The 17,371-nt window shown below is 72.7% G+C and carries 10 protein-coding genes; 7 read left to right on the forward strand and 3 right to left on the reverse strand.

The window, feature by feature from the left end; all coding sequences use genetic code 11:
- Positions 1-136: 136 nt before the first annotated feature.
- The 3 genes from ABZ930_RS39885 (at position 137) to ABZ930_RS39895 (ending at position 7,228) form a co-directional block, all read left to right on the forward strand.
- The gene (locus ABZ930_RS39885) at positions 137-3,592 is read left to right on the forward strand and encodes a hypothetical protein (RefSeq protein WP_361559975.1); all 3,456 of its coding nucleotides are present in this window, start codon (positions 137-139) and stop codon (positions 3,590-3,592) included.
- A gap of 494 nt (positions 3,593-4,086) precedes the next feature.
- Entirely contained in the window at positions 4,087-5,820 is a 1,734-nt protein-coding gene (gene recN / locus ABZ930_RS39890; protein ID WP_361559998.1) for a DNA repair protein RecN, read from the forward strand.
- 274 nt (positions 5,821-6,094) lie between these two features.
- Positions 6,095-7,228 (forward strand): glycosyltransferase family 4 protein, encoded by a 1,134-nt coding sequence (locus tag ABZ930_RS39895; protein ID WP_361559978.1) that lies wholly within the window; start codon positions 6,095-6,097, stop codon positions 7,226-7,228.
- 8 nt (positions 7,229-7,236) lie between these two features.
- Here the strand turns inward: ABZ930_RS39895 and ABZ930_RS39900 are convergent, their stop codons facing one another.
- Positions 7,237-8,910 (reverse strand): PucR family transcriptional regulator, encoded by a 1,674-nt coding sequence (locus ABZ930_RS39900; RefSeq protein ID WP_361559981.1) that lies wholly within the window; start codon positions 8,908-8,910, stop codon positions 7,237-7,239.
- A 179-nt stretch (positions 8,911-9,089) separates the two neighbouring features.
- The gene (locus tag ABZ930_RS39905) at positions 9,090-9,881 is read right to left on the reverse strand and encodes a hypothetical protein (protein ID WP_361559984.1); all 792 of its coding nucleotides are present in this window, start codon (positions 9,879-9,881) and stop codon (positions 9,090-9,092) included.
- Positions 9,882-10,033: 152 nt separating this feature from the next.
- Here ABZ930_RS39905 and ABZ930_RS39910 point away from each other — a divergent pair, with 152 nt between their 5' ends.
- Positions 10,034-10,306 carry a hypothetical protein gene (locus ABZ930_RS39910; RefSeq protein WP_361559986.1) on the forward strand — a complete coding sequence of 91 codons (273 nt, stop codon included), beginning with the start codon at positions 10,034-10,036 and terminating at the stop codon, positions 10,304-10,306.
- The gene (locus ABZ930_RS39915; RefSeq protein WP_361559989.1) at positions 10,303-12,339 is read left to right on the forward strand and encodes a tetratricopeptide repeat protein; all 2,037 of its coding nucleotides are present in this window, start codon (positions 10,303-10,305) and stop codon (positions 12,337-12,339) included. Before ABZ930_RS39910 ends, ABZ930_RS39915 begins: the two co-directional genes overlap by 4 nt.
- Before the next feature lie 92 nt (positions 12,340-12,431).
- Here ABZ930_RS39915 and ABZ930_RS39920 read toward each other — a convergent pair whose 3' ends face one another.
- Entirely contained in the window at positions 12,432-14,234 is a 1,803-nt protein-coding gene (locus ABZ930_RS39920; protein ID WP_361560001.1) for a glycoside hydrolase family 15 protein, read from the reverse strand.
- 585 nt (positions 14,235-14,819) lie between these two features.
- Here ABZ930_RS39920 and ABZ930_RS39925 point away from each other — a divergent pair.
- Together ABZ930_RS39925 and ABZ930_RS39930 are read left to right on the forward strand one after the other, a co-directional pair.
- Positions 14,820-16,493 carry a CTP synthase gene (locus tag ABZ930_RS39925; RefSeq protein WP_361559992.1) on the forward strand — a complete coding sequence of 558 codons (1,674 nt, stop codon included), beginning with the start codon at positions 14,820-14,822 and terminating at the stop codon, positions 16,491-16,493.
- Positions 16,494-16,586: 93 nt separating this feature from the next.
- The gene (locus ABZ930_RS39930; protein ID WP_361559995.1) at positions 16,587-17,216 is read left to right on the forward strand and encodes an NUDIX hydrolase; all 630 of its coding nucleotides are present in this window, start codon (positions 16,587-16,589) and stop codon (positions 17,214-17,216) included.
- Positions 17,217-17,371: the final 155 nt, after the last annotated feature.

A 17,371-nucleotide genomic window follows, 5' to 3' on the forward strand; every position in this document is an offset into this window, starting at 1 on the left:
CCCCGTGAACGTCTCCACCCACACACGTTCAGCCCTCAACACCCCAGCCATACACCGGAGATGCCCAGATCACGGCCTTGTGCAACACCCTTTAGTGGGAGCTCCGTTGTCAGTGGGCGGATCTAGCATTTCCGTCATGGCAGATGTGCAGGTGGGGGCGGCCGGGCGGGCCCTGGTCGGGATACTGGAATCCGGTGCGGGGACGGCCGCTGCGAGCGGCACCGCGCTCGATGCGGTGCGGCGGACGCGGCCGGCCCGGTCGGTGGCGGCGAAGGTGGCCGCCGCCGGGGGAGCGGACGGTGAAGCCCAGGACGTCCTGCGGGAGTTGACCGGGCGTCACCTCGGCGGCGACCTGGATCGCTGGCGGGCCCTGTACGGCCTGCTCGCCGGGTACCGGGGCAGCCTGCCCGAGCTGCTCGCCGAGGGGCTGCCGGCCGTCGCGCGGGACGGCGCGTTGCGGCCTCCCGTGCCCCGGTCCGCGCACGCCACGCTCGGGCTGCTCCTCGAACACGCCGAGCCACGGGATGCCGCCGCCGCGCTGGCCGTCCTGCCCGAGCGGGCCACGGCCGACCTGCTCTCCGGCGGTGCGCCGCCCGCGCCCGCACTCGTCTCCGCCGTCGTCGACCACGGCGACAGCCGCTGCCGCACCGCCCTCGCCCGCCACACCCGCCTCGACCCACGGGTGCTGGCCCGGCTGCTGGAGACCGGGGACCCCCGGGTCGCCGCCGCCGTCTACCGCTCGCCGCGCGCCACCGCCTCCCTGCGCCGCACCGTCGCGCACCGCCTCGACACCGTCCCGCTCGACCCCGCGCTCCGCGCCGAACTGACGGCGGGCGGCGAGGTCACGCGCGCCTGGCTCGCGCCGCTGCTCGGCTCCGGCGACCCACAGCTCGTCGCCGCCGCACTGCGTCCCGGCGTCCGCCAGGTCGCCCAGCGGTACGCCCTGGTGCGGGTCTGGGAGCGGAGCGGCCCGGACGCCGTACGCGCGCTGCTCGACGATCCAGGGGTGGCCGCGCTGCTCGGTCGGCCCGTCGTCGACGAGGTCACCGAGGCGCTGGCGGGCGCGCGCGGCCTCGACCACGACGGGCCGCGCGCCCTGCGCGCACAGGGCGAGCCCTACGAGGACCCGGCGCGGCTGCCCGCGCTCCTCGCCACGGCCCGCGGCACCAGCACACTGCGCGATCTGCTGTCCGAGCCGTACGCCCATGACATCGACGCCCTGGCCCGGGCGCACGCCGAGCACCCGTTCATGCCCACGGCCTGCGAGGAGCTGGCCCGGCACGAGGCGGCCGGCGACGCGCAGCGCACGGCGTTCCGGCTGAGCGTGCTCAACGAACCCTGGCGGGCCGGCGGCCGCCGCGCCGGGAACAGCACGCCGCCCGCGCGGCGCCTCGCCGAGGAGGAGCTCGACGACGGCGCCGTCCGCTGGGCCGAGGGCATGGCCGGTGCCGGACTGCTCGACCCGGCCGACCTGATCAGCACCGCGCGGCCCGCCGGGCACGCCCTGGACGCGCTCGCCCGCCTCGCGGAGCGACGGCTGCTGGACCCGGCGACGATCGCCGGACTGCGTGCCGCGACCGAGGCCCATCTCGGGGAGCGTACGGAGAGTTGGGCGGCGTTCGACGCTCTGCTGGCTGAACACCGGGGGAGCCTCGCGGAGTTGATGGTCCGGGCGAGCAAGGCGGACGTGAGCCCACCGCAGGAGCAGCCTCGGCCGGCCGTGGCGGTCCCGGCGCCGCGCGCCCCGCTGAACCGCCGCGACCGGTCCGTCGCCCTGGCCGCACTCGATCTGCTGTACTCCGCGGCCCCCGTCGGCGCGCCGTACCCCGAAGACCCCGAAGTCCTGGGCGCGTTGGCCGAGTACGACTGGGGTGACGCGCCCGGGCTCGCCACGCCGCGCTGGTTCGCCGAGGCCTGCGCGCCGCACCGGATCCCCGTGTCCGAGGACGGCGTCGCGTACCGGACGCCCGGTCTCGCTGAGGTGTGCGCGGAGCTGCCGCAGACCCATGGCTCAGGGGCGCAGGTCACCGAGCACGCCTATGCGCAGGGTGTGTTGAGCGCCGACGCGCTGCTCGCCCTGCTGCCCGCGCACCGGCTGCTGCTGTTGCCCCACGACTGGCGGCGGCTCGCGTTCGCCCACGCCTGGCGGGCCGCGCTCGCCCGACGGCTGCGGGCCGAGCTGGGGACGGACCCCGACGCCTGGCTCGCCCTGGCCGCGCTCGCCTCCGGCGCCGACGCGGAGGGGCCGACCTGGGAGGAACTGCTGAGAAGCGCCCGCACCCGGAGCGCCGTGCCCGCGCCCGGGGAGCGGCAGCAGCCCCGCACCCCCGACGAGGCGATCAAGCTCCTCGAGCGGGGGAACCACCTGTGGGCCTGGCCGGTCGGCACCCTGCTGAGCCTGGCGGACGCCGAGGCCGTCGACGCCGTGCTGCCCCGGCTCGGCCCCGACGGGCCCTGGCTGCTCGCCGCCCATCTCCTGCGGCACGACCACACGCCGCGCCCGCTCCTCGACCGGTTGCTCGCGGCCCGCGACCCGGCCGCACTGCGGGTCCTCGCCGCGCAGTCCCGCTGGCTCGACGCGGCCTCGCTGGAGCGACTTGTCGACCTCGACGACCCCGATGTCGACCTCGAACTGTTGCGGAACTGGATTCCCCGGCCCACCGTGCTGCGCATAGCGCACCGCTGCCGGCCGCCGCTGAGGGACGGCGTGCTGGCCGCGTGGCGTGCCGACGGCGGCGACCGGCCGGACGGGGGCCTGGCCTGGCTGGACTCCGCCGAGCCCGACCTCGTCGAGGGGATTCTCGTCGCAGAAGGGGCGCGGCTCGGCCTCGGGCATCAACTCCTCGGCTGTCTGCGGCTGCTGGAGCACGGCGGCGCCGACCGGCTCGCCCGGCTCGCGGGCCGGGACCTGCTCGGCCGCACCGCCACCACCGTCTGCGCGAAGGCCCTCGCGTCCGGGGATCCGGCCGCGGTGATCCAGGCCCGCCTCGATCGCGAACTGGCGCCGGGGAAGCTGGTCGGCAAGCTGCGGCGGGCCCGGAGCGCCGCGCAGGCACGCGACACGGTCGAGGCGCTGCCGCCGGGGCGGCCGGTCGACTGGGTGGCCCTCGAAGCCGCCCACGCCGAGGACCCGATCCCGTACTGGGCCGACCTGGTCGTACTCGCCGGAGTCCCCGAGGACGTACAGCTGCGGCACGCGGCGCTGCTCCCGGAGCCGGGACCGCACGGTCTGCCCGCGGGAGCGCGGCTCACCCGGGAGCGGGCCCGGTACGGACTCGGCGGCCTGTTCACGGCGCCGACCGCCACCCAGTTGGACGGTCTGCTCGACGCGGATCTGCTGACCGGCACCGACCTCCTGCATCTGGCGGCACCGGCCGGCCGCGTCCTCGCGTACCTGAGCGGCACCGCACGCCGCGCGGACGCGCCGCCCGCGGCCGCCGCGGCCCGCGTCGACCTCGTGGCGCTGGTGCGCGACCGGCTCGGTACGGACCCGGCGGCCTGGCAGCGTGTCGCCGAGCGGCTGACCGGGCGGGATCCGCAGGCCGGGACGCTGCGCACGGTGGCCGGGCTGCTGGACGGGAGAGACTCCTAGGAGCCGCCGGACAGGCGCCGTGGCCACCCCCTGCCCCGTGACCGTCGCGGTGCCCATCGTGGCGACCACCACGAAGATCGACATATAGACCGACTCGATCAGCGGCACCGCGGCGATGTCACCGACTCCGTTTGTCGTGAGGGTGTGACGGGCCGATGGAGATATGTCGCCGGAACCCGTCGGCGTGAGAACCGTCGTCGAGGCGCTCACCACCGTCGCGGCGAACAACGCCACCACGCCCGTCCCCAGGAACGCCGCGGGATGGGCCCTGAGAGCCGCCCGTGCCAGTGCCGTACTCATGGGGCCGGCGTGCGCGGACGGGGCCGTGCGCCGCCCTGGTGCGGCCCCGTCGGGCGGTACGCGGGACAGGCCCACCCCGGGGCACACGCACGGGTGACAGGGGGCTCGCACCACCTGCTGGTTCGGTGCCGGGGGCCGGGGCCCGTCGCACTGACGGCCCCCGACCTCGTAAGGTCGTGTCCGTGTTGGAGGAGATGCGGATACGGTCGCTCGGAGTCATCGACGACGCGGTGGTCGAGCTGTCGCCCGGTTTCACGGCGGTGACCGGTGAGACCGGCGCGGGCAAGACCATGGTCGTCACGAGCCTCGGGCTGTTGCTGGGCGGGCGCGCCGACCCCGCGCTCGTACGGATCGGCGCGAAGCACGCGGTGGTCGAGGGGAGCGTCAGGGTGCCCGTCGGCTCCGGCGCGGCCGCACGGGCCGAAGAGGCCGGGGCCGAGCTGGAGGACGGTGTGCTGCTCGTCAGCCGTACCGTTTCCGCCGAGGGGCGCTCGCGGGCCCACCTGGGCGGCCGCTCGGTGCCCGTCGGCGTGCTCGCGGAGCTCGCGGACGAACTCGTCGCGGTGCACGGCCAGACCGACCAGCAGGGGCTGCTCAAGCAAGGGCGGCAGCGGCAGGCGCTCGACCGGTACGCCGGGGACGCCGTGGCGAAGCCGCTCGCCAAGTACGCGGGTGTGTACAAGCGGTCGAAGGCCGTCGGCGCCGAGCTCGAGGAGATCACCACGCGCGCCCGTGAGCGGGCGCAGGAGGCCGATCTGCTGCGGTTCGGGCTCGACGAGATCGCCGCCGTGGAGCCCCGCGCCGGGGAGGACGTCGAGCTGGCCGAGGAGGCGTCGCGGCTCGGCCACGCCGAAGCGCTGGCCTCCGCCGCCGCGGCCGCCCACGGCGCGCTCGCCGGGAACCCCGAGGACCCGGAGGGCGTGGACGCCCAGACGCTGGTCGGCGGCGCCCACCGGGCCCTGGAGGCGGTGCGTTCGCACGACGCCGCTCTCGGCACGCTCGCCGAGCGGATCGGCGAGGTGCAGATCCTGCTCACCGACGTCGCCGCCGAACTCGCCGGATACGCGGACGACTTGGACGCCGACCCGCTGCGGCTGGCGGCCGTCGAGGAGCGCCGCGCCGCGCTGACCGCGCTCACCCGGAAGTACGGCGAGGACGGTGGCGGCACCGAGGCCGTGCTGACCTGGGCCGAGCAGAGCGCCGCGCGCCTGCTCGAACTCGACGGCGACGACGAGCGGATCGGCGAACTGACGGCCGAGCGCGACGAGCTGCGCGGTGAACTCAGCCTGCTCGCGCAGGAGTTGACGAACGCCCGGGTGGAGGCGGCCGCGCGGTTCGCCGCCGCCGTCACCGAGGAGCTGGCCTCGCTCGCGATGCCGCACGCCCGGATCTCCTTCGACATCCGGCAGGCCGAGACCGACGCCGGCGACGGTGTGGAGGTCGACGGCCGGACCGTGGCGTGCGGGCCGAGCGGCGCCGACGAGGTGGAGCTGCTGCTCGCCCCGCACCCCGGCGCCCCGCCGCGGCCCATCGCCAAGGGTGCCTCCGGCGGTGAGCTCTCCCGCGTGATGCTCGCGGTCGAGGTCGTCTTCGCCGGCACCGACCCGGTGCCCACCTATCTCTTCGACGAGGTCGACGCCGGCGTCGGCGGCAAGGCCGCGGTCGAGATCGGGCGGCGCCTCGCCAAGCTGGCCAAGTCGGCGCAGGTCGTGGTCGTCACGCACCTGCCGCAGGTCGCCGCGTTCGCCGACCGGCAGCTGCTCGTCGAAAAGACGAACGACGGATCGGTCACCCGTTCCGGTGTCACCGTGCTCGAAGGGGAGGAGCGCGTACGGGAGTTGTCGCGGATGCTCGCCGGGCAGGAGGACTCCGAGACGGCGCGGGCGCACGCGGAGGAGCTGCTGGCGGCGGCGCGGGCCGATGGGTGAGCGCGGTCCGGCGGCCGACCGCTGAGTGTGGCGGGGCGCGCGGTTCCCCGCGCCCCTGAGGAGCACACTTCGTGCGCCCCCGGGGGAGACGGTGTGGAGGTGTCAAGTCACCCGTGTGAGTGGTCCGGTGTGCCGTGTTGCCCGGAGTCGCGCGGTGAGAGACCGTGAGCGGTGCCGGAACGCCCGTACGGGCTGGCATCCTTGGCACCTCGAACGCACGCATCCTCCGTTTCCCCCTTTCCCCACCGCGCCTATCGACCAGGAGCCCGGTCACGTGAGCCACGTGAGCAGCCACGCAGCGCACGGACAGACGCCGCTGCGCACCGTGCAAGTGCTGGGCGGCGGCAGTGCGGGCAGCAGCGCCCATGTCCGTTCCCTGACGGCCGGGTTGGTCGCCCGCGGGGTGCGGGTCACGGTCTGCGCGCCGTCCGAGGCCGAGCGCGCGTACGGGTTCAGCGAGGTCGGTGCCCACCATCTGCCGGTGCCGCGCAGCAGCGACCCGGCGTCCGTCGCCGCGCTCCGCGTGGCCTGCGCCGACGCCGATCTGGTGCACGCCCACGGACTGCACGCCGCGCTGCGCGCCTCCCTCGCGCTCAGCGGCCGCCGGATCCCGCTCGTCGTCACCTGGCACACCCGGTCGTACGCGGAAGGGGCCCGGGCCCATCTGCTGCGGATGCTGGAGCGGCGCGTCGCCAGGGCCGCGTCCGTCGTGCTCGGCACCTCGTCCGACCTGGTCGACCGGGCCCGCTCGCGCGGCGCCCGGGACGCCCGGCTCGCCGCCGTCTCCTTCCCGCCGCCGCGCCGCCCCGAGCCCTCCCAGGAGGACGACGCCGAGCGCGCCCGCCACAAGACTCGGGCCGAACTGGGCGCGGTCGGGCGACCGTTGCTGATGTCGGTCGGCACACTCGAGCGGCACCGCGGCTACGAAGTGCTGCTCGACGCCGCCCATGCCTGGCTCGATCTCGACCCGGCGCCGCTCCTCGTCATCGCGGGGGAGGGACCGCAGCGGGGCGTCCTCCAGCGCCGGATCGAGAGCGAGGGCCTGCCGGTACGCCTCGTCGGCCGCCGGGACGACGTCGCCGATCTGCTGCACGCCGCCGACATCGCCGTCCTGCCGAGCAGCTGGGAATCCCGCTCGCTGCTCGCCCAGGAGGCCCTGCACGCGCGCGTACCGCTCGTCGCCACCGACGTCGGCGGCATCCCCGAACTCGTCGGCGACGCGGCCGAACTGGTGCCCTATGGAGACGCGCCCGCCCTGGCCCGCGCGATCGAAGGGCTGCTCGCGGACCCCGAGCGGTGCGCCGCACTGCGCGACGCCGGCACCGCGCAGGCCGCCTCCTGGCCGAGCGAGGACGCGACGGTCACCCAAGTGCTCAGCGTGTACGACGAGTTGGCCGGAACCTTCTGACCGGCCGGCTACCCCACGTGCCGTCGCGCCCGCAGCGCCAGGCTCAGTGCCAGGACCGTCTGCGGATCGTCCAGATCCGTCCCCAGCAACTCGCCTATCCGCGCGAGGCGGTTGTACAGCGTCTGGCGGTTCAGGTGCAGTTCACGGGCCGTCTCCGCCTTGCGGCCCGCGTGGGCCAGATAGGTCTGGAGGGTGGGCAGCAGGGGAGGCTTCGAGCGTTTGTCGTGGTCCTGGAGGGGGCCGATCGCCCGCTCCACGAACGCCGCCAGATCGGGGTGGTCGCGCAGCCGCCACAGCAGCAGGTCGATGTCCAGGCGCCGCGCGTCGAACCACGGGCGGTCGGTGAGGCCCTGCGCGGCCGTCGCCGTCTCCGCCGCGTGCCGCAGCCCCGCGGCGGCCGCCGCCCAGCCGCCCGCGCCGCCGACCACGACCACCGGCGGCCGGCCGCCGGTGCGCTGCATCCCGGCCCGCTCCACGCCCGCCCGCAGCGCCGCCGCCACCCGGTCGGCGACCGCCGTGCGCTCCGACTCCGAACGCAGCCCGAGCAGCAGCGGCACCCGGCCCTCCACGGGCCGTACGCCGAGCAGCACGGGCACGCCGACCGACGCCAGCTCCTCCGACACGGCCCGCGCCAGCACCGCCCAGCCGCCGCCCGGTGACAGGCTCAGCGTCGTGTCCGGCGTCCCCGGCATCCGCATCACCACCGGCAGCAGCGGACCCTGACCGGTCGGCCGGAAGCCGAGGACCCGGGCCTGCGCCGGGGCGTCCTCCGGCGTGATCCGGCCCTCCGCGAGATCGGTGAGGAAGTCGCCGCGCCCGCGCGCCGCCAGTTCCTCCTCCTGCCGCGCCTGCATCAGCACGACGGCCAGCGACCCGGCGGCCCGCTCCGCGGCGATCCGGTGCACGGGCGCCGGCGCCGACGACACCGGGAGCAGCACGAGGCGTGCCCGCACCGACCCCGTCCCGGGACCGCCGCCCGGCACGTCCACGAGCAGCGCCCCGCTCGGCGGCTCGTCCTGGTGCGTGCCGCGCATGCCCTCCCAGACCTGGAGCGGATCGGTGATGTCGCCGTCGGCACCGGCCGCGTACAGCAGCTGTCCGTCGGCGGTCTCCAGGAACACCGGGTTGCCGCTGAACTCGGCCAGGATCCGCAGGACCTGCGGCACCCCGCCGCCGTCCAGCAGCGCGTTCGTGCAGCGCCGGTGGACCTCCTCCGCGCGTTGCAGCAGCGCGTAGTGGCCGTTGACGATCTCGGTGTGGATCTCCTCGGTGACGGTCACGAAGGGGACCTCGCGGTGCAGCTGCACCAGCGGGAGTCCCGCCGCCCGCGCCGTCTCCACCAGCGCGGCGGGCAGCCGCGCGAACCGCTGCCCCAGCTCGATCACCAGCGCGGCGATGCCCCGCTCGGCCAGCTTGCGCACGAAGGCCCGCTGCTCGGCCGGGCGCGTGCCGAGGCCGAACCCCGTGGTCAGCAGCAGCTCGCCGCCCTTGAGCAGCGACGCGATGTTCGGCACCTCACCCGCGTGCACCCACCGCACGGTCCGCTGCAGCCGGTCCCCGCCCGCCACCACCTCGGGCAGCCCACTGCGCAGCCCGGGCAGCTCCAGGGCCCGCTGCACGGTGATCCCGGCGGGTGCGGAGGGAGGGGAGTACGGCGCGTACTCGGGCGAGGTGCTGTCCATGATGCGGACGGTACCGGCGCGGACGATCCCGGAACATATCCGCCCGGTCACGGAGACGATCATCAGCCGCGACGCCGTGACAACTCGTGGTGCCGCACCGGAGATTGCCCGGCGGGCCGACTGTTGTGTCGTGCATCACATTCTGGCCGGGGTGACCGAGCGCCACCGCGGTCGGATGCTCACCTGGGCGCTGCGGCGGCCGCGCCTCGGGCGCCGCGAGTCCAGAAGCCCAATGGGCTCACGTCTTCCATGTGCTGGGAGAAGGGCAGCCACCTGTAACCGCTCCCGTTCAGCCGGTCGTAGACGTCGGCGTCGAACGCCTCGTTCGTCACCAGCGCCACGACACCGACGGCGTCACCCGCGTACGCGTCGTTGAGCGAGGTCGTCCGGGCATGCGCTCGGATCGTCCCGACGAGGGCCGGGCTGGAGATGCGCGATCCGTCGTACTCGCCGTGCCCCGTGTGCAGGACGAGTCGCAGCTGTGGCAGGAGATATCCGGGCCGGTGCGTGATGTCGGTCCAGTCCTCGGACATCATTCGGTCCAGCTCGGTCAGCAGGGCGGCCCCCAGTTCGATCAGGTCCGTCGCCCCGGTGAACAGGAGCAGAGTCCCGTCGTCGCCCTGCTCCTCGCCGTATCCGACCACATTCGGTCCGCCTGTCTCGCGCAGAGCCTGTTCCACGTAGGACCGCACTAGACGGCGGCCTGGATGGACCGACGCGGCCTGGCCGACCCAGTTGATCAGCCCGATCAGAACGGGCACCACGGCTCTGATCCGTGGCGTGGCTGGAGAGACGGACCCGTGATCTCCGGTGCCGAAGACAAAGTATTGATTGATGGTGTTGTGGTCGCCCGTCAGGGCCAGGCCCAGATCGCGGCCGACGGCCACGGCGCGCTCCCCGGTGGCCTCGACCGACGTGGCTCCACACTGCTCGGCGGCCGGTGGCGACGGAACCTGACCTGCCTCGGACATGCGCGCCTCCCCGTCAGTACCGCGCTCGCAGGCACTGATGGCGACATCCGGTGTGGTGCCGCTGTGCGCCCAGAGTAGGGCGGCCGGGCCCCGGACGCCGACTTGGAGTGCGAACTGCTGCGGCCGGGATGCGCAGAGAGGATGATGAACGGATGACGGGGCGGGCAAAGGTCTTGATGTGGTCGGGGATCGGGCTCTGTGCGGCGGGGGCCGTCGGACTGCTCGTGGGCGGAGTGCGGGATGTCGACGCGGTTGATCCCTGGGCGAGCGTGATGGGGGGCGCGGCGGGGCTGATCGGTCTCGCGCTGACCGTCTACGCCCTGTTCGGGCCCTCGGCCGCTCGCGGGCCGTCGGTGACCGCGAGCGGTGCGCGGTCGGTGGCCGCGGGCGGGAGCATCGGGAGCGCGTCCACGGGGGACACGTGAACGACGGGACGTCCGCGGAGGCGTCGGGGGAGCGGGCGGTCGCGGCGGGACGTGACATCGGCAGTGTTTCGACCGGTGACTTCGTCACACAGGTCGAGCGGGCGACGCTTCTTCCGGCCGAGGCGCTCGACTTCACCGGACGGCTGTGTCATCTGCCCCAGCGCACGGAGCAGTTCGTCGGGCGCACGCGTGAACTGGATCTGCTGGACCGGGCACTAGCCGATACCTCGGATGTCGCGGTCCACGCCGTGCACGGCCTGGGCGGAGTCGGAAAGTCCACTTTGGCGGCTCGCTGGGCGGCCGGACACGCCACCGAGTACAACCCCCTGTGGTGGATCACGGCGGACTCCTCGAGCGCCGTCGACGCGGGCCTCGCCGCGCTCGGCCGGGCTCTCCAGCCCGCGCTGGTGGGCGTCCTGACGGATGAGGCGCTCAGGGAGCGAGTGCTCCAGTGGCTCTCCTCCCACGAGGGCTGGCTGCTGATCCTGGACAATGTCTCGGATCCGGCGGACATCCGGCCACTGCTGGCACGCACGCCGGGCGGACGCTTTCTGATCACTACGCGGCTGAGCGCGACGACTTGGCGGGGGGCCACCACCGCGCTGCGGCTGGACGTACTCGAACCGACCGAGGCCGTCGACCTGTTCACGCGTGTCCACTCCGGCCCTCCGGACGGCGTCGGGGAACTCTGCGCCGAACTGGGGCGCCTTCCCCTGGCCGTCGATCAAGCAGCCGCGTACTGCCGTGAGGCGGGGGTTTCTCCGAGGGGATACCTGGATCTCCTTCTCCGGTGGCCTTCCAAGATGTTCGCCGCCTCCGCGGAAGGCGGGGACGGGCAACGGACGGTAGCCCGGGTGTGGCAGGTCACCCTGGAGCACCTCGACGAAACGCCTACGGCGACAGGCATCCTGCGGACCATCGCCTGGTGGGCGCCGGAGGAAATCCCGAGAGCGTACTTGGACGGAATCGCGGACCCCTTCGCCGTCACCGAAGGCATCCGCCGTCTCGCGGCCTACAGCATGATCACGCTGCGGGAGGACACCCTTTCGGTGCACCGCCTGGTCCAGGCGTCGGCCCGGGCAGCCGATCCGGAGCTGGCGCTTCGACATCGCGACCACGCGGCTCGGGTACTGGGGCGGGCGAGAGTCGAAGGCCCGGCGTGGGGGCCGGCGGCAAGGCTCTGGGCGACCCACGTGGAAGCGCTGGCGAGCCGTGCCCCCGCGGAGTCCGATACTGCCGAGACGGCGGACTTGTTGAACAAGGCGGCGCTGTACCTGGCCGGGGTCGATCCGTCGCGCAGCGCGGATCTCAGCGCACGGGGCGCCGCCTCTTTCGAGCGCGTCGGGGGCACGGACAGCCCCGCGGCCGCGGGAGCACGCCTGCTCACAGGACTGGCCCATACGTGGCAGGGCGACTTCGTACGGGCCTGCCCGCTGTTCGAGGAGCAGCTGACGAGGGCGAGCCGTCTCTTCGGAGCGGATCACCCGAGCACCTTCTGGCTGCTCTGTCTCACGCTCTCGGTGAAGTCGCGGATCGACCCGGCAGGGGCGCGAGCGCTTGTCGACGAGACCGTGACGCGTGCGGAACGCGCCCTCGGCCGCGACCATTCGCACGTCCACCGCCGTCGAACCCAGCTGAGCGTCCTGGCTCCTCCGGAGACGGAGTCCGGCGATGCCGGGGCCCGACTCGCCGTGAGCGAAGGGCTGTTGGGCGTGAACTCCTGGGAACTGATGCCGCTGCGGCGCTCATTGCTCACCGAACTGGCGGCGCGAGGCGATTTCAGGCGAGCCGTGGCAGTAGTGGAGGAGATGGTGTACCGGTGCCGATCGGTTCTGGGAAGCACGGACGGGGTGACCCTCGTGCTCCGCATCGAACAGATCAGCCTGCTGCTTTATGCCGGCAAGGCGGAGCGGGCCGGACGTCTGTTGCCGGACCTCGTCGACGACTGGGCGGAGGTCATGGGTGACGCCGTGCGCGCGTGGCGCTTGAGCCCTTACCTGGCCCTGCTCAGCAGTCGGCCGGAGGAGGCTTGAGCGGGCTGTCGTTTCGGCCCTCGCTCCGTGTCATGAGCGCCATGGTGCGGTCACCATGGCGCTCATGACACGGATGACAGGGCCTGGCGGTCTCAGCCCCCGTACGCCCCCGAAGCGGTCAGCCGCAGGGCCGTGTCGATCAGGGGGACGTGGCTGAAAGCCTGCGGGAAGTTGCCGACCTGGCGTTGCAGCACCGGGTCCCACTCCTCGGCCAGCAGGCCCAGGTCGTTGCGGAGGGCCAGCAGCTTCTCGAAGAGCTTGCGGGCCTCGTCGACCCGGCCGATCATCGCGAGGTCGTCCGCCATCCAGAACGAGCAGGCGAGGAAGGCGCCCTCGTCGCCGGGGAGGCCGTCGACGCCCGCGTTGTCGCCGTCGGTGGGGTACCTGAGGATGAACCCGTCCGTCGTCGACAGCTCCCGCTGGATCGCCTCGATGGTGCCGATGACGCGCTTGTCGTCGGGCGGCAGGAAGCCCATCTGGGGGATCAGCAGCAGCGAGGCGTCCAGCTCCTTGCTGCCGTACGACTGCGTGAAGGTGTTGCGCTCCTTGTCGTACCCCTTCTCGCACACGTCCCGGTGGATGTCGTCGCGCAGTTCGCGCCACTTCTCCAGCGGTCCGTCGGCGTCACCGGACTCGATCAGCTTGATGGTGCGGTCGACCGCCACCCACGCCATGACCTTCGAGTGCACGAAGTGCCGGCGCGGACCGCGCACCTCCCAGATGCCCTCGTCCGGCTCGTCCCAGTGGCCCTCCAGGTACTGGATGAGCTTGAGCTGGAGCAGCGACGCGTAGTCGTTGCGGGCCAGGCCCGTCATGTGCGCCAGGTGCAGGGCCTCCGTCACCTCGCCGTACACGTCGAGCTGGAGCTGGTGCGCCGCGCCGTTGCCCACCCGGACCGGCGCCGAGTTCTCGTAGCCGGGCAGCCAGTCCAGCTCCGCCTCGCCGAGCTCCCGCTCACCCGCGATGCCGTACATGATCTGCAGGTTCTCCGGGTCGCCGGCGACGGCCCGCAGCAGCCACTCGCGCCACGCCCGCGCCTCCTCCCGGTACCCGGTGCGCAGCAGCGACGACAGCGTGATCGCCGCGTCCCGCAGCCAGGTGTACCGGTAGTCCCAGTTCCGTACGCCGCCGATCTCCTCCGGCAGCGAGGTCGTGGGCGCGGCGACGATGCCGCCCGTCGGCGCGTACGTGAGGGCCTTCAGCGTGATGAGGGAGCGGACCACGGCCTCCCGGTAGGGCCCGTGGTACGTACAGTGCTCCACCCACTCCCGCCAGAACTGCTCCGTCGCCACGAGCGATCCCTCGGGATCCGGCAGCGGCGGCTGCTCCTTGTGCGAGGGCTGCCACTGGATGGTGAAGGCGATGCGGTCGCCCGGGGCCACGGTGAAGTCCGAGTACGTCGTGAGGTTCTTGCCGTACGTCTCGGCGTCGGAATCCAGCCACACGGAGTCGGGCCCGGCCACCGCGACCGTACGTCCGTCCACCTTGTGCACCCACGGAGTGATCCGGCCGTAGGAGAACCGCATCCGCAGGGCCGAACGCATCGGCACCCGACCGCTGACCCCCTCCACGATCCGGGTCAGCTGCGGCGCGCCGTCGCGCGGCGGCATGAAGTCGGTGACGCGGACCGTGCCGCGCGGTGTCTCCCACTCCGACTCGAGGATCAGCGAGTCGCCCCGGTACGTGCGCCGGGTCGCCGTCGGCGGCTCGGCGTCGGCCGCGTGGGCCGGGCCCAGGCGCCAGAAGCCATGATCCTCGGTGCCGAGCAGCCCGGCGAAAATGGCATGCGAGTCGAAGCGGGGCAGGCACAGCCAGTCGACTGTGCCGTCCCGGCAGACCAGGGCGGCGGTCTGCATGTCCCCGATGAGTGCGTAATCCTCGATGCGCCCGGCCACGTGCATCTCCAGTCGAACGGCCACGTACACCCCTGCGAGGCGAAAGTGCTGCGAGGGGCATGCGCTCTGCGGTCTTCACGGTCAACTAACGATCGTCAACCACATCAAACAAACGGTCAACGAATGGTCTTGATACGTCGTCCTGATACGTGGTTGTCAAACGAACTGACGAGCCGGTTGTTCCGGTGGAGGCACCGGCGATCGGATGCGATCGGACTTCGTGTTCCGGTGAACGGGCGGGAACGGGCGGGGGTGTTGCCGTTGTGGTGCCGTTTTCCTGGGTGACTCGCCAGCCGAGTGTCCGAGCAGGATACGACGCGCTCAAGTGATCCGCGTGCCGCTCAGGGCAACGCGCCTGAGCCGAACGGGTGAGCAACGGGTGAGTGTGCCGTGACGGCGGTATACCGGTGCACCTTTGTGGTGACGCGTGTGCGGAGCGTGGCCGGAAGCAGTCTCCCCGATGCGCTGATACCCTGGTAGCCCGTGAGCCGGTGGTCCTAGAACCCCCGAACCGCAGCGACGGCGCCTCCCCAGGAGGACCCGGCACGCACCCCAGACCGCGACCACGGGAGCCCCCTCTTGGCCATGACGCCCAAATCCACGACGACCAAGCACATCTTCGTCACCGGGGGTGTCGCTTCCTCCCTCGGCAAGGGCCTCACCGCCTCCAGCCTCGGGATGCTGCTCAAGGCACGGGGCCTCCGCGTCGTCATGCAGAAGCTCGACCCGTACCTGAACGTCGACCCGGGCACGATGAACCCGTTCCAGCACGGTGAGGTGTTCGTCACCAACGACGGCGCCGAGACCGACCTGGACATCGGCCACTACGAGCGTTTCCTCGACGTCGACCTCGACGGCTCGGCCAACGTCACGACCGGCCAGGTCTACTCGCAGGTCATCGCCAAGGAGCGGCGCGGCGAGTACCTCGGCGACACCGTCCAGGTCATCCCGCACATCACGAACGAGATCAAGCACCGCATCCGCCGCATGGCGACCGATGAGGTCGACGTAGTGATCACCGAGGTCGGCGGCACGGTCGGCGACATCGAGTCGCTGCCGTTCCTGGAGACGGTCCGCCAGGTCCGCCACGAGGTCGGCCGCGACAACGTCTTCGTCGTGCACATCTCGCTGCTGCCCTACATCGGCCCCTCCGGCGAGCTGAAGACCAAGCCCACCCAGCACTCGGTGGCCGCCCTGCGCAACATCGGCATCCAGCCGGACGCCATCGTGCTGCGCTGCGACCGCGAGGTCCCCACCGCCATCAAGCGCAAGATCTCGCTGATGTGCGACGTGGACGAGGACGCCGTCGTGGCCTGCCCCGACGCCCGTTCGATCTACGACATCCCGAAGGTCGTGCACACCGAGGGCCTCGACGCGTACGTCGTCCGCAAGCTGGACCTGCCGTTCCGCGACGTGGACTGGACGACCTGGGACGACCTGCTCGACCGCGTCCACAACCCCGACCACGAGATCGTCATGGCCCTGGTCGGCAAGTACATCGACCTGCCCGACGCCTACCTGTCGGTGACCGAGGCGCTGCGCGCCGGCGGCTTCGCCAACAAGGCCCGCGTCAAGATCAAGTGGGTCACGTCGGACGACTGCAAGACGCCAGCCGGCGCCAAGAAGCAGCTCGGCGACGCCGACGCGATCTGCATCCCCGGCGGCTTCGGCGACCGTGGCGTGTCCGGCAAGGTCGGCGCGATCCAGTTCGCCCGCGAGAACAAGATCCCGCTGCTCGGTCTCTGCCTGGGCCTCCAGTGCACCGTCATCGAGGCGGCCCGGAACCTGGCCGACATCCCCGACGCGAACTCGACGGAGTTCGACGCGGCGACCGCCCACCCGGTGATCTCCACCATGGCCGAGCAGCTCGACATCGTCGCCGGTGAGGGCGACATGGGCGGCACCATGCGACTCGGCATGTACCCGGCGAAGCTCGCCGAGGACTCCATCGTGCGCGAGGTGTACGACGGCAAGGAGTACGTCGAGGAGCGCCACCGTCACCGCTACGAGGTGAACAACGCGTACCGCGCCGAGCTGGAGAAGAAGGCCGGGCTGCAGTTCTCCGGCGTCTCCCCGGACGGCAAGCTCGTCGAGTACGTCGAGTACCCGCGCGACGTCCACCCCTACCTGGTCGCCACCCAGGCCCACCCGGAGCTGCGCTCGCGTCCGACGCGACCGCACCCGCTGTTCGCCGGTCTGGTCAAGGCCGCCGTCGAGCGCAAGGTGAAGGCCGCCGCGGGGGCCAAGAAGGCCAAGTAAGGCCTGTCGTACCAGCGATGTACGGTTACCGGGGTGCGTGCCAAATGCGGCACGTGCCCCGGTTTTTTTGCGCTCGTGGGAGGACGTTCCGGCATGACGACGATCAAGGACACCGCCGAGCAGTGGGAGGTCCGGGCGACCGAGACCCCCTTCGTCGGGAACAAGACCTCGGTGCGTACGGACGAGGTCGTCATGCCGGACGGGTCCGTGGCGCGGCGCGACTATCAGGTCCACCCCGGCTCGGTGGCCGTGCTGGCCCTCGACGACCAGGACCGGGTGCTGCTCCTGAAGCAGTACCGGCACCCCGTCTCCATGAAGCTCTGGGAGATCCCGGCCGGGCTGCTCGACGTCCCCGGTGAGAATCCGCTGCACGCGGCGCAGCGGGAGCTGTACGAGGAGGCGCACGTCAAGGCCGAGGACTGGCGTGTGCTGACCGATGTGTACACGACGCCGGGCGGCTGCTCGGAGGCCGTGCGGATCTTTCTCGCTCGCGGGCTGTCCGAGGCGGACGGGGCGCGGTTCGAGGTGGAGGACGAGGAGGCGGACATGGAGTTCGCCCGGGTGCCGGTGGGGGAGCTGGTGCGGGGGGTTCTTCAGGGGGAGCTGCACAACAACTGCCTGGTGGTGGGGGTGCTGGCGTTGAGCGCGGCGCTCGCGGGGGGCGGGGTCGAGGGGCTTCGGGCCGCCGATGCCGAGTGGCCGGCTCGGCCGTTCGACGCCTAGGCGCCGTTGCGGGTTCGGTTGTTTCGCGGGTGCGGCTCTCGTCGTGGCTGGTCGCGCAGTTCCCCGCGCCCCTGAAACGAGCTCCGCTCGTCCAGGGGCGCGGGGAACTGCGCGAGAAGCCCCACCGGCCGTCAGCCGGACGACAAGCAGACGAT

The organism is Streptomyces sp. NPDC046716, from assembly GCF_040645755.1.
Lineage (GTDB): Bacteria > Actinomycetota > Actinomycetes > Streptomycetales > Streptomycetaceae > Streptomyces.

Excerpts from the sequence above, each read along its gene's own strand:
- ABZ930_RS39925 (WP_361559992.1), top strand. The coding sequence starts at position 14,820 with ATGACGCCCAAATCCACGACGACCAAGCACATCTTCGTCACCGGGGGT.
- ABZ930_RS39910 (WP_361559986.1), top strand. The coding sequence starts at position 10,034 with ATGACGGGGCGGGCAAAGGTCTTGATGTGGTCGGGGATCGGGCTCTGT.
- ABZ930_RS39930 (WP_361559995.1), top strand. The coding sequence starts at position 16,587 with ATGACGACGATCAAGGACACCGCCGAGCAGTGGGAGGTCCGGGCGACC.
- ABZ930_RS39905 (WP_361559984.1), bottom strand. The coding sequence starts at position 9,881 with ATGTCCGAGGCAGGTCAGGTTCCGTCGCCACCGGCCGCCGAGCAGTGT.
- ABZ930_RS39885 (WP_361559975.1), top strand. The coding sequence starts at position 137 with ATGGCAGATGTGCAGGTGGGGGCGGCCGGGCGGGCCCTGGTCGGGATA.
- recN (WP_361559998.1), top strand. The coding sequence starts at position 4,087 with ATGCGGATACGGTCGCTCGGAGTCATCGACGACGCGGTGGTCGAGCTG.
- ABZ930_RS39900 (WP_361559981.1), bottom strand. The coding sequence starts at position 8,910 with ATGGACAGCACCTCGCCCGAGTACGCGCCGTACTCCCCTCCCTCCGCA.